This is a genomic window from Variovorax sp. GW821-FHT10D07 (assembly GCF_059415325.1).
In genome coordinates, this window is sequence record NZ_JBWKMZ010000007.1 from 306,153 (window position 1) to 318,892 (window position 12,740).

The 12,740-nt window shown below is 67.7% G+C and carries 14 protein-coding genes and 1 pseudogene; 8 read left to right on the plus strand and 7 right to left on the minus strand.

Going from position 1 to position 12,740, the window contains the following annotated elements; all coding sequences use genetic code 11:
• Nucleotides 1-3 precede the first annotated feature (3 nt).
• From AC07PU_RS21985 to AC07PU_RS21995, 3 genes are all read right to left on the minus strand, one after another.
• The gene (locus AC07PU_RS21985; RefSeq protein ID WP_495320497.1) at nucleotides 4-921 is read right to left on the minus strand and encodes an SMP-30/gluconolactonase/LRE family protein; all 918 of its coding nucleotides are present in this window, start codon (nucleotides 919-921) and stop codon (nucleotides 4-6) included.
• Nucleotides 922-1,083: 162 nt separating this feature from the next.
• Nucleotides 1,084-1,797 carry a hypothetical protein gene (locus AC07PU_RS21990; protein ID WP_495320499.1) on the minus strand — a complete coding sequence of 238 codons (714 nt, stop codon included), beginning with the start codon at nucleotides 1,795-1,797 and terminating at the stop codon, nucleotides 1,084-1,086.
• A 70-nt stretch (nucleotides 1,798-1,867) separates the two neighbouring features.
• The gene (locus AC07PU_RS21995) at nucleotides 1,868-3,367 is read right to left on the minus strand and encodes an MFS transporter (protein WP_495320501.1); all 1,500 of its coding nucleotides are present in this window, start codon (nucleotides 3,365-3,367) and stop codon (nucleotides 1,868-1,870) included.
• A 138-nt stretch (nucleotides 3,368-3,505) separates the two neighbouring features.
• Between AC07PU_RS21995 and AC07PU_RS22000 the strand changes: the two genes are divergently transcribed.
• Entirely contained in the window at nucleotides 3,506-4,426 is a 921-nt protein-coding gene (locus AC07PU_RS22000) for a LysR substrate-binding domain-containing protein (protein ID WP_495320503.1), read from the plus strand.
• Nucleotides 4,427-4,598: 172 nt separating this feature from the next.
• Nucleotides 4,599-5,339 carry an SDR family NAD(P)-dependent oxidoreductase gene (locus AC07PU_RS22005; RefSeq protein WP_093353122.1) on the plus strand — a complete coding sequence of 247 codons (741 nt, stop codon included), beginning with the start codon at nucleotides 4,599-4,601 and terminating at the stop codon, nucleotides 5,337-5,339.
• A 3-nt stretch (nucleotides 5,340-5,342) separates the two neighbouring features.
• Here the strand turns inward: AC07PU_RS22005 and AC07PU_RS22010 are convergent, their stop codons facing one another.
• A complete protein-coding gene (locus tag AC07PU_RS22010) occupies nucleotides 5,343-5,750 on the minus strand; it encodes a winged helix-turn-helix transcriptional regulator (protein ID WP_490876173.1) in 408 nt (135 codons plus the stop codon).
• A 56-nt stretch (nucleotides 5,751-5,806) separates the two neighbouring features.
• Here AC07PU_RS22010 and AC07PU_RS22015 point away from each other — a divergent pair, with 56 nt between their 5' ends.
• The 5 genes and pseudogenes from AC07PU_RS22015 (at nucleotide 5,807) to AC07PU_RS22035 (ending at nucleotide 9,346) form a co-directional block, all read left to right on the plus strand.
• Nucleotides 5,807-6,193: a YybH family protein gene (locus AC07PU_RS22015; protein ID WP_495320506.1), complete on the plus strand. Its 387-nt coding sequence runs from the start codon at nucleotides 5,807-5,809 to the stop codon at nucleotides 6,191-6,193.
• Nucleotides 6,194-6,500: 307 nt separating this feature from the next.
• On the plus strand, nucleotides 6,501-7,022 hold the full coding sequence (locus tag AC07PU_RS22020) for a hypothetical protein (RefSeq protein ID WP_495320508.1): 522 nt from the start codon (nucleotides 6,501-6,503) through the stop codon (nucleotides 7,020-7,022).
• Between the two features lie 159 nt (nucleotides 7,023-7,181).
• A pseudogene (locus AC07PU_RS22025) lies at nucleotides 7,182-7,417 on the plus strand (5'-nucleotidase C-terminal domain-containing protein); the annotation flags it as partial.
• A 230-nt stretch (nucleotides 7,418-7,647) separates the two neighbouring features.
• Nucleotides 7,648-8,991 (plus strand): NADP-specific glutamate dehydrogenase, encoded by a 1,344-nt coding sequence (gene gdhA / locus AC07PU_RS22030; protein ID WP_093353132.1) that lies wholly within the window; start codon nucleotides 7,648-7,650, stop codon nucleotides 8,989-8,991.
• Between the two features lie 67 nt (nucleotides 8,992-9,058).
• The gene (locus AC07PU_RS22035; RefSeq protein ID WP_495320510.1) at nucleotides 9,059-9,346 is read left to right on the plus strand and encodes a type II toxin-antitoxin system Phd/YefM family antitoxin; all 288 of its coding nucleotides are present in this window, start codon (nucleotides 9,059-9,061) and stop codon (nucleotides 9,344-9,346) included.
• A 52-nt stretch (nucleotides 9,347-9,398) separates the two neighbouring features.
• On the opposite strand, the gene AC07PU_RS22040 is transcribed toward AC07PU_RS22035, so the two are convergent.
• The 3 genes from AC07PU_RS22040 to AC07PU_RS22050 form a co-directional block, all read right to left on the minus strand.
• On the minus strand, nucleotides 9,399-9,974 hold the full coding sequence (locus AC07PU_RS22040) for a dihydrofolate reductase family protein (protein ID WP_490876170.1): 576 nt from the start codon (nucleotides 9,972-9,974) through the stop codon (nucleotides 9,399-9,401).
• A gap of 105 nt (nucleotides 9,975-10,079) precedes the next feature.
• Nucleotides 10,080-10,490, minus strand: coding sequence for a hypothetical protein (locus AC07PU_RS22045; RefSeq protein ID WP_495320512.1), 411 nt, complete (start codon nucleotides 10,488-10,490; stop codon nucleotides 10,080-10,082).
• Between the two features lie 77 nt (nucleotides 10,491-10,567).
• A complete protein-coding gene (locus AC07PU_RS22050) occupies nucleotides 10,568-11,467 on the minus strand; it encodes a LysR family transcriptional regulator (protein WP_495320514.1) in 900 nt (299 codons plus the stop codon).
• A gap of 99 nt (nucleotides 11,468-11,566) precedes the next feature.
• On the opposite strand from AC07PU_RS22050, the gene AC07PU_RS22055 reads away from it, so the two are divergent.
• A complete protein-coding gene (locus tag AC07PU_RS22055; protein WP_495320516.1) occupies nucleotides 11,567-12,733 on the plus strand; it encodes a mandelate racemase/muconate lactonizing enzyme family protein in 1,167 nt (388 codons plus the stop codon).
• Nucleotides 12,734-12,740 lie beyond the last annotated feature (7 nt).

Sequence of the window (12,740 nt, forward strand, 5' to 3'; positions counted from 1 at the left end):
GGGCTACGCGTTGAAATGCAGCCGCAGGCCCGGCGCGGTCCAGGGCAGCGAGACGAGCTGTCCGGTGCCCGACAGCGTGACGTAGGCGGTCTGCATGTCCGGCCCGCCGAAGCAGAGGTTGGTGACGTAGCTGTCGGGGAAGATCACCTGCCGCAGCAGCGCGCCGTCGGGCGCGATGACCGAGACCGCGCCGGTGATCAGCGTGGCGACGCAGATGTTGCCGCCGGCCTCGAGCGCGAGGCTGTCGAAGCGCTGGAAGCCCGGCAACCCGCAGACGATGCGCCCGCCATGCGGCGAGGGAAAGGGATGCTTGCGCACCACGCCGGGCTCGACGATGTCGAAGGCCCACAGCCGCGCCGTCTCGGTCTCGGCCACGTAGAGCACGCGCGCGTCGGGCGAGAGGCCGATGCCGTTCGGCGACAGCAGCGGATAGGCCACCTCGACGATGCGCGAGCCGTCGGGCAGCGCGTAGTAGACGCCGCCGTAGTCGCGCAGCCGCGCGTGCTTCTTGCCGAAGTCGGTGAAGTAGAAGCCGCCGTGCGCATCGAAGACGAGGTCGTTGGGCGACGACAGCCGATGGCCGTCGCAGTGCGTGTAGAGCAGCGTGTGCTCGCCCGTGCGCAGGTCGAAGCGGCGGATGCTGCCGCCCTCGTAGTCGGCCGCGGGCCCGGTCGAGGTGAAGCGGCCCGGCACATAGGCGCTGCCGCCGTTGTCGCAGACATAGAGCGCGCCATCGGGCCCGATCGCCGCGCCGTTCGGACCACCGCCGCAGTCGGCGACGACGTGGCGCTCGCCATCGGGCGAGATTCGCACGACGAGGCCCGCGCGCATCTCGACCAGCAGCACCGAGCCGTCGCCCAGCGCCACCGGCCCTTCAGGAAATTGCAGACCCTCGGCCAGAATCCTCATGCGTTCCTTCATGCCGCTTTCGATGCCATGCGGCTCGAAAGGGGCTTGTCTCTCAATGATTCGAGCGCTGAAGATACGTGAGGGGCCGTGGCGGCTCAATCACAATTAACTCATGCGAGAAATGATCAAAAGTCATTGCTCGCGGGCGCGAGCCGGGGCGCTCGGACGGCGCGTTCAGGCGGTGCGGATCCAGCGGCCGGACGCGGGGTCCGGCGTCGCCGCTTCGCCGTTCACCAGCACCTGCTCTTCCGTCAGCCGCGATGTCGTCGACGGATCGACATCGAAGCGGATCCCCAGCGCACGGACCAGCGCCTCGTCCTCGATCGGCAGCTCCCAGGTCAGGAACACCTGCAGGGTGTCGCGCTCCGCGCCGAAGTCCGCCGCATCGAAGCCCTTGCCGTCGCGCCAGATGACGGCATGCGGCTGGCAGGTGTCGAACAGCATGACCGTGCCGCGCGCGAGCGGAAGGCGCACGCCGGCCGAGGGAAAGTGCACGTCGAGGCCGAGGTCCTCGCCGAGGAAGAGATTGCAGAAGGCCGCACCGCCGTACTGCGCGCCGTCGTGGTGGTAGCGCGCGCCGCGGCAGGCCATCAGCGCCACGTCGGCGTCGCCCGGCAGGCCGGGCAGACCCTGCGTGCGCGCCCAGTCGGCCACCGCCTGCACGCATTGGCCGTACGCGGGCCAGCGCGTTCTCGCGCGTGCCAGCGACAGCGGTTCGACATCGCCGGGCTCGAGCATCAGCTGCGTGCTCGCGTCACGCCGCCAGTCGGCCACCAGGCGCGCCGGCGGCTCGGGAATCTCCAGCCTCGACGCGAGCACGACCGGGCTCACGCTGCGGCTGCGCAGGGCATCGCCGCGCCAGAAGTACGAGGTCAGACGCTCAGGCATGGCGAGGCGGGAAGGGACGGGAGCCATCGGCCGGCAGTGTAGGGCTCGATGGATTGAGGGGCCGCCGCCTTCAAGGTCGCTCGGCGCGCCACCAGGCCAGAACGGCACCGAGCAGCACCAGCACGGCCAGCACCGCGGGCACGGCCGCGATCGCACCGCGGAACGCCTCGGCCGCCGCCGCGCCGCCCGAGGCCAGCGCGCCGAACTGCCCGGCCGCCACGGCATTGAGCAGCTCGCGCGTCACGGGCTCGCCGATGGCGGCCGCGAGCCGCGGCGCCAGGGCCTGCACCAGCACCGCGCCCGGCACGATGGCGCCGAGCGCATCGCCGAGCAGCCGCAGCACGTTGAAGGCGGCCGATCCGGTGCCGGCCAGCGCGTTCGGCAGGCTGGCCATCGCGAGGTAGTCGAGCAGGCCGTAGAGGCAGCCGGCACCGCTGCCGCAAATGGCGAGCGCCAGCCATTCGAGCGCCGCGGGACGCGAGAGATCGGTCCATGCCAGATACAACAGGCCCAGGCCGATCGCCATCGCGAGGCAGCCGCCGACCAGCACGGCCCGCGTGCCGATGCGCACGGCCAGGCGCGAGGCGAGGGCCGGCATCACCATCGCGGGCATCAGCAGCGCGAGCAGGGTGCGCCCCGCGCTGTCCGCGTCGTGGCCGCGCGCGGCCTGCTGGTGCAGCGGCACGTAGATGAACATCGCGACCCACACCGTGGTGAACAGCAAGGTCAGCAGGCAGGCGAACACGAAGCCGCGGTTGCGCAGCAGCGCGGGCGGCAGCAGCGGCGCCGGATGCCGGCGCTGCGAGTGCGCGAACAGCGATCCCGCGACCAGCGCGAGTGCCAGGCAGGCGAGCACGGCGCTCGCGCCCCAGCCACGCTCGGCACCGAGGATGCCGAAGGCCATCGCTGACGCAATGGCGATGAAGCCCAGCACGGCGCCCACGAGATCGAAACGCGCGTGCACCGCCCGGCCCGCATGGCCGCGGAAATTCCACAGCGCCAGCGCGAGCGCGGCCAGCACCAGCGGCAGATGGATCGCGAGCGCCGCGCGCCAGCCGCCCTGCGCGGCCGCGGCGCCCGACAGCAGCGCGCCCAGCGTGAGGCCGACACCGCCGCAGCTGCCGAGCCAGCCGAAGGCGCGCTTGCGTTCGGCCTCGCCATGGAACACGGCCGTGAGCGCGGCCGGACCGCTGGCCGCGAGCAGCGCGCCGCCGGCGCCCTGCAGGAAGCGCGCGGCCAGCAGCCATTCGGTGCGCGTGGCCAGCACGGCCATCAACGTGAAGGCGCTGAAGATCGCGCCGCCCGCGATGAAGCTGCGGCGCTGGCCGATGCGATCGGCGAGCGCGCCGGCCGGCAGCAGGAAGGCGGCGAAGCTCAGCACGAACAGGTTGAGCACCCATTGCAGCGCGCCGAAGCCGATGCCGAAGGCCGCGCCGATCGGCACCAGCGCCACGCCCGCGGCCGTGATCGACATCGCGATCGCGGCCATCGAGAGGCAGGCCGCGGCCAGGGTGGCGCCGCGCGTGGCGGCATCGGCCGGCGTTGGGGTGGTGAGAATGGAGGTCGGCATCGGCACGCGCATCGTCAAACCGCCCAGGCTACGCAATCGCGACCGCGGCCGCGATACCAGCGCTGGCACGCCGCGTTGCAGCCGTGGAACGCGGCGCCGCGCCACGCTCGAGGGAAACGCAAGAAAGGCATCGACAGCATGGTGGAAGACCTCAACGACCTGCTCCTGTTCGCCCGCGTGGTCGAGGCGGGCGGCTTCTCGGCGGCCGAGCGCGAGACCGGCACGCCCAAGTCGCGCCTGAGCCGGCGCGTGGGCGCGCTCGAGAAGCAGCTCGGCGTGCGGCTGATCCAGCGCTCGGCGCACCGCTTCCAGGTCACCGACGTGGGCGAACGCGTCTACCGCCACGCGCGCAGCATGGCCGACGAGGCGCAGGCGGTGCGCGCCACCGTCGACGAGACGCTGGGCGAGCCCGCGGGCCCGGTGCGCATCAGCGCCTCGCCGGTGTCGGGCGAGCTGCTGCTCGGCGGCTGGCTCGGCGAGTTCAGCCTGCGGCATCCGAAGGTGCGCATCACGCTCGACCTGTCGAACCGCTTCGTCGACCTGCTGGGTGAGCGCATCGACCTCGCGATCCGCTATGCGAGCCAGCCGCTGGCCTCGGCCGACATCGTCGCGCGGCCGATCGGCGTGGGGCACATGGAACTGGTGGGCGCGCCCTCGCTGCTGGCGGCGCATGGCGAACCCACCGAGCCGGCCGACCTGCATCGCTTTCCCGCGCTGGGCCAGGGCGGCGGGCCCGACAGCGTGCGGCCCTGGGCGCTGGTCGATGGCGACGGCCGGACGCTGCTGCACCATCCGCAGCCGCTCTTGATCAGCGACAACTACCAGGCCCTGCGCGAGGCCGCGCTGCGCGGCGCGGGCCTGGTGCAGCTGCCGATCGAGGCCTGCCGCGATGCGCTGGCCGACGGCCGGCTGCGCCGCGTGCTGCCGGCCTGGCCCTCGCTGGCCACGCAGGCCTATGTGCTGTATCCGAGCCGCAAGGGCATGAGCTCCGCGGTGCGCGCGGTGCTGGCGCTGCTCGAGACGAAGTACCGCGAACTCGAGCCACCCGGAGCGGGTTGACGAGGGCGTTGGCACCACCTGCTTTTTCGGGGCGGGAACAGCCCCTTGTCCCCCCCCCCCCCCCCCCCCCCCCCCCCCGCCCCGTTGCGCCCGCACGGCTCGTGCAACGCGCCGCGCGGCCCTACCTTCGAAGCTTCCTTGTCATCCCTGTTCGCAGAGAAAGAAGCTTCCCATGAACACACCGAACCAGAAGATCGCCGTCGTCTCCGGCGGCTCGCGCGGCATCGGCGCCGCCGTGGCGCGCCGCCTCGCGCGCGACGGCATCACCGTCGCGCTGCTGCACCGGAGCAATGCCGCCGCAGCCGAGGCCGTGGTGCGCGGCATCGTGGCCGAAGGCGGGCGCGCATCCGCGTTCCAGGCCGACGTCACCGACGAGGCCGCGGCGAACGCGGCCGTGGCCGCCATCGCCGAGGCCTACGGCCACATCGACATCCTCGTGCATGCGGCCGGCACCTTCGTCGCGGCGCCGGTGGGCGAGCTCACGCGCGCCATGTTCGTCGAGCAGATGGACACCCATGCCTGGAGCACCATCGTGCTGACGCAGGCCGTGCTGCCGCACATCCCGAAGGCGGGCGGCGCCATCGTCAACGTGTCGACCGACCTGGTCCACATCCCCGGCGGCGGCACCGCGCTGTACTCCGCGGCCAAGGGCGCGGTCGAGGTGCTGACCAAGGGCTTCGCGATGGAGCTCGGCGCGCGCAACATCCGCGTCAACGCGGTGGCGCCCGCGATCACGCGCACCGACATGACCTCGGGCATCCCGGCCGATCACCTGCGCGAGGAGACCGCGCTCACGCCGCTGGGCCGGCTGGCCGAGCCCGAGGACATCGCCGACGTGGTGGCGTTCCTCGCGTCGAACGATGCGCGCTGGGTGACGGGGCGCACGGTGCTGACGGACGGCGGGCGGATCTAGGCTTCAGCGCTCCAGCAGCAATTGGTCGAGCCTGGGCGACTGCGTGCGGTCCAGCGAGGCCGACCAAGCTTCGAGTTGGTCGAGCACTTGCTTGAGGCGCTGTCCCGCCTCGCTGAGGCCGTACAGCGCATGCGCACCGCCCGCCTCGTCGTCATGCCGCTGCACCAGCCGCGCCGCCGCGAGTTCGGCGAGCCGCTCGCCGAGTACCTTGGCGGACACGCCCGGCAGCCGGCGCGCGAGCTCGCCATGCCGCAGCGGCGCCGCGGCCAGGTGCCAGAGGATCAGCGCGCTCCAGCGATGGCCCAGCAGCGCGAGCCAGTGCTCGACCGGGCATTCGGCGGGCAGGCGCGGCTGCGGTGGCGTCGGGGCGCGGGCGCCGTGGATCTCTTCGACGACGGGTGCGGTTTCCATTTGGTAAGTCTCGCCGGGCAATGCTCGAATGATGCCCGTCATCGAGGAGCATCGACATGCCTGCCGTCACCCATCCCGCCGAACTCAACCCGCGCTTCGCCGCGCTCTACAACGCACGCGACCTGGCGGGCCTGCTGTCGCTCTACGAGCAGGATGCCGCGCATCACAACGCGCAGACCACCGCGACCGACCATGGCCTCGCGGCCATCGAGGCTTCGCTTCGGGCGCTGCTCGCGCTCGGCGGCACCATGACCTCGGTCAACAACTTCTGCGTGGTCAGCGGCGAGCTCGCGCTGCTGCGCGCGGACTGGACCGTTCGCGCGGCGGACGGCGGCGTGGTCGCGCAGGGCAGTTCGGCCGAGATCGCGCGGCGGCAGGACGATGGGGGCTGGAAGAGCGTGATCGATCATGCGGTCGGTGCGAGCCTGGCGCGCGTGGATTGAGGCACGCTCCATAAATGTGGATGGCAGGCCTGTTAGTTTCGTGCCAGACGTGATAAATCCAATTGAGCTGAAGAATTAAATTGGTACGCCATCGATTTTCGATGTGCGATTTTTCAAAGCTCGACGAACGAATTCTGAAGCTGGGGTGGTGAGAATGGGCGGGCGATTTTTTTGACTTGGTGGAAAAATGAGATATAACCTGGAGCTAAGATCCATTGCTCGAGAGAACGAGAGCATTCCGGCTAAGCATTCTCGTTTTCTTGAGGGCTTGGCGGGAATTCCGGCGCCTTGGGGGCTCAGGAGCTCGATGCCTGCGCCCGATCCTGGAAGTGCGTTGAATGCATATCTCAAGTTGTCAAAGCTCGTCGGTCCGGAAATAAAAGGAGAAGTGGTTTATCAATTCCGAAGGCCGTTCTCCAATAAGGCCAGTGATGATGACTGGGTAAACTCTTCTTTTAATCCCGCCAAGGTGAGTTTGGAGGAGATCGCCTACGTGGTCTTCCCTCGATATATTGCGGCCTTTGATGCGTACTATGCCGAAATTTCAGATGACGAATTCATCTTCTTGGACTATCCGGAGCGGTCGCGGCGGAAAATTGAAAAGCGCAATAGTCTTTTCAGGTTGCCGCCGATCGCGTTTCTGGATGCTGGATTATGTTCCCGCGCTTTGAACAAGACGATTGAGCAAGTCGTTGAGAAGTTGACCGGTAAAGTCGAAAAAGTCGAGGAATTGCATGGGGGCGTGTTCATCATTTTGTCCTCCAAGCCTCAGCCAACCGATGTGATGGACAAAGTTTGTTGGGCTGCGAGAGCGCTTTTGGACGAATGAACTTTGTCATGTGATGCGATTGCCGCCATGGCTTGATTTGCAAGAAGACGAGGTAGTCAATATTTGCTTCGAACTCGAACGGTGCGCTGTGTTAACCATGCATCGATTCGGGTGCCGTCCAAAGACGCGCGTGTTCTGTGCCCAGAGGACGCGGTTTGGCGTTGCGTCTATGGCCCCGGCGGTTCGACCGGCCCGTATCCCTACACCGGCAACCTTCGCTTCGACGTGAACGCGACCAGGGCCGAGGGCAGCCGCGTCACAAGCATCGAGGCGCGCAATGCCGCCGCCAACAGCTGGGGCCCGCTGGACCAGACGAAGACCTACAAGCTCTTCGTCTGAGCTTCAATGCCACGGGCGGCGACGGCTACAAGACCCTGGCGGCCATTCCCGCGTCGTACGTGCAGCCCTGACGGGCCGAACCAGCGGGCCGCAGGGCGCGGCTCGCCTCCCCAGCTTCGCCGCCAGCGGATGGACGTCCGCTGGCGGCGAATTCGTTTTCAATCCAAGTTGGTGCGAATTCGAACCTTATCCTTACGATTCTCATTACTTTGGTGCATAACTTTGAGCCATTCGTGCATGAGAATGCACGGTTTTGGTCAGAACGCACCTTTTTGGAGATAGAGGAATGAAGCACGCCAGCGCCCAAGACTTCCTGGCCCATGTGGCCCAGCGCAATCCCGGGCAGCCCGAATACCTGCAGGCCGTGACGGAGGTCATCCAGAGCCTGTGGCCCTTCATCGCACAGCATCCGCGCTACCAGACGCAGGCGCTGCTGGAGCGGCTGGTGGAGCCCGAGCGCGTGATCACCTTCCGTGTCTGCTGGACCGACGACCACGGCGACGTGCAGGTCAACCGCGGCTACCGCATCCAGCACAGCCTGGCCATCGGCCCGTACAAGGGCGGCCTGCGCTTCCATCCGTCCGTGAACCTGTCGATCCTGAAGTTCCTGGCCTTCGAGCAGACCTTCAAGAACGCGCTGACCACGCTGCCGATGGGCGGCGGCAAGGGCGGTTCCGACTTCGATCCCAAGGGCCGCAGCCAGGGCGAGGTCATGCGCTTCTGCCAGGCCTTCGCCACCGAGCTGTTCCGCCACGTGGGCGCCTACACCGACGTGCCGGCGGGCGACATCGGCGTGGGCGGCCGCGAGGTGGGCTACCTCACCGGCATGGTCAAGAAGCTCACCAACCGCGCCGACTGCGTGTTCACCGGCAAGGGTCTCTCGTTCGGCGGCTCGCTGATCCGGCCCGAGGCCACGGGCTACGGCAACGTCTATTTCGCGCAGGAGATGCTGCAGACGCGCGGGCGCAGCTTCGAGGGCCTGCGCGTGTCGGTCTCGGGCGCGGGCAACGTCGCCCAGTACACCATCGAGAAAGCCATGGCGCTCGGGGCCAAGGTGATCACGGTGTCCGACTCCAGCGGCACCGTGGTCGACGAGTCGGGCTTCACCGCCGAGAAGCTCGCGGTGCTGATGGACGTGAAGAACCACCACTACGGCCGCGTGAGCGACTACGCCGAGCGCGTCGGCGCGAAGTTCGTCGCCGGTGCCACGCCGTGGCATGTGCCGGTGGACGTGGCGCTGCCCAGCGCGACCCAGAACGAGCTCGACGTCGAGGACGCGAAGACGCTGGTGAAGAACGGCGTGGTCTGCGTGGCCGAGGGCGCGAACATGCCCTCCACCATCGAGGCGGTCAAGGTGTTCGAGGCGGCCGACGTGCTGTATGCGCCCGGCAAGGCCAGCAATGCAGGCGGCGTCGCCACCTCGGGCCTGGAGATGAGCCAGAACGCCGCGCGCCTGTCATGGCCGCGCGAGGAGGTCGACGCGCGCCTGCTGCAGATCATGCGCAGCATCCACGAGGCTTGCCTGGCTCATGGGCGCCGCGAGGACGGTCGCGTGAGCTATGTTGACGGCGCGAACGTGGCGGGCTTCGTCAAGGTGGCGGATGCGATGCTGGCGCAGGGTGTGGTTTGAGAGACAGGGTTGAGAGACTTCATTCAGTTCAGAATGGATCCTTCGTGTTCGCGGAAGAGCCACTCCGATGAAGTTCTCGACCCAAGTCAAACCCATCAGCTATCTCAAGGACCACGCAACGGATATCGTCAAGGACATCTCGGAGAGTCGCGAACCGCTGCTGATCACGCAAGACGGGGAAGCGAAGCTCGTGGTGATGGATGTTCGCAGCTATGAGGAACGCGAAAAGACGATCGCGTTGCTGAAGCTCCTGGCATTGGGACATCGCGAGATCGAGCAAGGGCGGTTTCGCGATGCCGACGAAGTGTTCGCTGATCTGGGTGGAGACAACCAAGGACAAGGCCTGTTTTCGTGAGCCTTCGAAATTTGACCGTCCTTGTCGATCGGAACGCTGCGCCGCTTGACCATCAAGTCTTCAAAGCACCAGCGAACCTGTAGCTGCCGAGCACCAACCCCGATGGCGTCGTCTTGCTGCCAACCAGCTCGAAGGCCCGCGCCGGCAACCCCTGCGCGAACAGGCGCTTGCCGGTGCCGAGCAGCACCGGATAGACGATCAGCATCATCTCGTCGACCAGCCCGTGCTCGAGCAGCGTCGATGTCAGCGTGGAGCTGCCCCAGAGCACGAGGTCCGGGCCGGCGCTCGACTTGAGGCGGCCGACGCTCTCGGCGATGTCCGGTCCGAGGCCTTCGAACGGGCCCCATGCCAGGCTTTCGGGGCGATGGGTCACGACGTACTTGGTCGCCGCATTCAGGCCGTCCGCCATCGGCCCGCCCGGAGCCTTGGGCCAGAAGCCAGACCACAGGTCGTAGGTGCGGCGGCCCAGCAGCAGGTCGAAGCGTTCGCCGTGCGCGGCGAGAACTTCGTCGCGGCCCTCGGGCGTGCGGTAGGGCGCGGTCCAGTCGCCGTGCGGGAAGCCGTCCTCGCTGGAGGACTGGATCACGCCGTCGAGCGATACGTGTTCCATGATCTTGAGCTTTCTCATGCGGGTCTCCTTGCTGGGGTTGGAGATTCAGGGGTGGCCGGAGTTTGACATCCAGGGCCTGCGCACGCTTCTGGGCCGATTCCTGCTGCTGCCTGCAAGAGATGCTCAGAACGAGCGCGTGCCGCCGCCGAAATTCCACGTCGGCGGCCAGCGGTCGATCGTGTCCATCTTTCGCTGCCATGTGTAGCGGTGATTGCCCACCAACTCGGTTTCCAGATGCACGACCGCCGTGATGCCATCGAGGCTTGCAAGCAGCCGCTCGAACTTGACGAGCCATGCCTCCCATTCCAGTTCGATCGCCTTGAACGATGCACCGAAGTGAATGACTCGGAAGGTATAGGCCACGCTGACATCCACGCTCGAGGTCATGCTGAACATCGAACGAACGAGGAAGGGCCACTCATCTTGCTCGGGGAGTGCCAGGAGTGCGGCCTCGTTGAGGGCGTCCGCGTCCGGTTTGCTCGGTCGCGAATGAAACACTTCGATTGCGCCGTATACGAGAGTCTGGTGGCCCATGGTGTGGATCTCGATCTGTTTCTATGAAGCTGTGGCTCTGGCAAACGATGCTCGTCGGGCATGATGAGCGACGCGTCTCAACGCGGATGCGCCGCCTTCCAGAACGCCTCGACCGCCGTGCCCATCGGCGCGCGTCCGCGGTACAGCCGCACCTGCAGCGGCACGATCCATTCCTCGCCACCGGCCGCCACCAGCGTGCCCGCCGCGAGGTCCTCGTCGACCAAGGTCCTCGGCAGCCAAGCAATCCCCCGCCCATCGAGCGCCATGGTCCGCAGCACCGAGGCCAGGTGCGCGGTGAACACTACCTTCGGCGCCAGCGCATCGAGCCGGCGGCCCAGCACGGCCTGCGCGATCCGTCCCAGTCCCGATTCCTGGCTGTAGGCGAGCAGCGGCACGGGCGCGGTGGCGCTCTTGCCCAGCACGTGCCGCGCGCGGCCCCTGGCACCGCGCGCGCTGACCGGCACCAGCGCATCGGCGCCGACCTGCGTCGACAGCGCGTCCGAGCCATCGAGCGAGTTCGCGGCCTCGGGATGCGCATGGCTCAGCACGAACTGCACCTTGCCCTGTGACAGCAGCAGTTCGCAGCGCGGCAGCAGGTCGGACATGAGCTGCACCGGGCCCAGCGCCACGCGCGACTCGAGCGTGCGCAGCCAGCGCGGCAGGAAGGTGAACGAGAGCGCGTGCGTGGCGGCGAGCCGCAGGGTGGCGGCATCGGCTTCGTTGACGGCACGCGCATCGGCCGGAATGCGGTCGACGCGCGCACGCAGCTCGCGCGCGACCGTGCCGAACCATTCGCCCGCGGGCGTGAGCGTGGCGGGCTGGCCGCTGCGGTCGAACAGCTCGGTGCCCAGCCATTCCTCGAGTGCGCGCACGCGGCGGCTGAAGGCCGGCTGGGTCAGGTGGCGCTCCTCGGCCGCGCGCGAGAAGTTGCCCGTTTCGGCCAGCACCAGGAAGTCGTCGAGCCAGAGGAAATTCATGGCGGTGCTTTCAAGGCATCGAAGTCTAGAAAAAGGGCATTGGCCGGATCGGCGCCGCGCGGCCACCATCGGGTCTTCCTCAGCTCCTGGAGACCTCCCGTGAAGATCGTCGAGATCCGCGAACAGACCATCCCGATCAGTTCGCCCATCCGCAATGCGTACATCGACTTTAGCAAGATGACCCTGAGCCTCGTGGCGGTGATCACCGATGTGATTCGCGACAGCAAGCCGGTGGTCGGCTACGGCTTCAATTCGAACGGCCGCTACGGCCAGGGCACGCTGATGCGCGAGCGCTTCATTCCGCGCATTCTCGAAGCGCAGCCCGACACGCTGCTCGACGCGAGCGGCCGCAACCTCGATCCGCACAAGGTGTGGGACACGATGTTCAAGAACGAGAAGCCCGGCGGCCACGGCGAGCGCTCGGTGGCCATCGGCACCATCGACATGGCGGTGTGGGACGCGGTGGCGAAGATCGAGGGCAAGCCGCTGTTCCAGCTGCTGGCCGAGCGCTACGGCAACGGCACGCCGAACCCGAAGGTCTTCGTCTACGCGGCCGGCGGCTACTACTACCCGGGCCAGGACCACGGCAAGCTCAAGGACGAGATGCGCAGCTACATCGACCGCGGCTACACGGTGGTCAAGAAGAAGATCGGCGGCGATTCGCTCGACGAGGACCTGCGCCGCATCGACTCGATCCTCGGCGTGCTGCAGGACGGCCAGAAGCTGTGCGTGGACGCGAACGGCCGCTTCGACCTCGACACGGCGATCGCCTATGCCAAGGCGCTGTCGCAATACGACCTGTTCTGGTACGAGGAGGCCGGCGATCCGCTCGACTTCGAACTGCAGGCCACGCTGCGCAACTACTACGCCAACCCGATGGCCACGGGCGAGAACCTGTTCTCGATGCAGGACGCGCGCAACCTGATCCGTCATGGCGGCATGCGGCCCGACCGCGACTGGCTGCAGTTCGACTGCGCGCTCAGCTACGGCCTGGTCGAGTACCTGCGCACGCTCGACATGCTGAAGCAGCACGGCTGGTCCGCGAGCCGCTGCATCCCGCATGGTGGCCACCAGATGTCGCTCAACATCGCGGCCGGCCTGGGGCTCGGCGGCAACGAGTCCTACCCCGACCTGTTCCAGCCCTTCGGCGGCTTTCCCGACGGCGTGAAGGTGGAGAACGGCCACGTCACGCTGCCGCCGCTGCCGGGCATCGGCTTCGAGGGCAAGGCCGACCTGTACGCGCGGATGCGGGCGCTGTCGGATTGAGTGTCGG

What these genes read in the sequence shown, in the direction of transcription:
- gdhA (WP_093353132.1), top strand. Translation starts at nt 7,648, where the DNA reads ATGAAGCACGCCAGCGCCCAAGACTTCCTGGCCCATGTGGCCCAGCGC.
- AC07PU_RS22020 (WP_495320508.1), top strand. Translation starts at nt 6,501, where the DNA reads ATGCCTGCGCCCGATCCTGGAAGTGCGTTGAATGCATATCTCAAGTTG.
- AC07PU_RS22010 (WP_490876173.1), bottom strand. Translation starts at nt 5,750, where the DNA reads ATGGAAACCGCACCCGTCGTCGAAGAGATCCACGGCGCCCGCGCCCCG.
- AC07PU_RS22045 (WP_495320512.1), bottom strand. Translation starts at nt 10,490, where the DNA reads ATGGGCCACCAGACTCTCGTATACGGCGCAATCGAAGTGTTTCATTCG.
- AC07PU_RS22000 (WP_495320503.1), top strand. Translation starts at nt 3,506, where the DNA reads ATGGTGGAAGACCTCAACGACCTGCTCCTGTTCGCCCGCGTGGTCGAG.
- AC07PU_RS22040 (WP_490876170.1), bottom strand. Translation starts at nt 9,974, where the DNA reads ATGAGAAAGCTCAAGATCATGGAACACGTATCGCTCGACGGCGTGATC.
- AC07PU_RS22035 (WP_495320510.1), top strand. Translation starts at nt 9,059, where the DNA reads ATGAAGTTCTCGACCCAAGTCAAACCCATCAGCTATCTCAAGGACCAC.
- AC07PU_RS22050 (WP_495320514.1), bottom strand. Translation starts at nt 11,467, where the DNA reads ATGAATTTCCTCTGGCTCGACGACTTCCTGGTGCTGGCCGAAACGGGC.
- AC07PU_RS21985 (WP_495320497.1), bottom strand. Translation starts at nt 921, where the DNA reads ATGAAGGAACGCATGAGGATTCTGGCCGAGGGTCTGCAATTTCCTGAA.
- AC07PU_RS22005 (WP_093353122.1), top strand. Translation starts at nt 4,599, where the DNA reads ATGAACACACCGAACCAGAAGATCGCCGTCGTCTCCGGCGGCTCGCGC.
- AC07PU_RS21990 (WP_495320499.1), bottom strand. Translation starts at nt 1,797, where the DNA reads ATGCCTGAGCGTCTGACCTCGTACTTCTGGCGCGGCGATGCCCTGCGC.
- AC07PU_RS21995 (WP_495320501.1), bottom strand. Translation starts at nt 3,367, where the DNA reads ATGCCGACCTCCATTCTCACCACCCCAACGCCGGCCGATGCCGCCACG.
- AC07PU_RS22015 (WP_495320506.1), top strand. Translation starts at nt 5,807, where the DNA reads ATGCCTGCCGTCACCCATCCCGCCGAACTCAACCCGCGCTTCGCCGCG.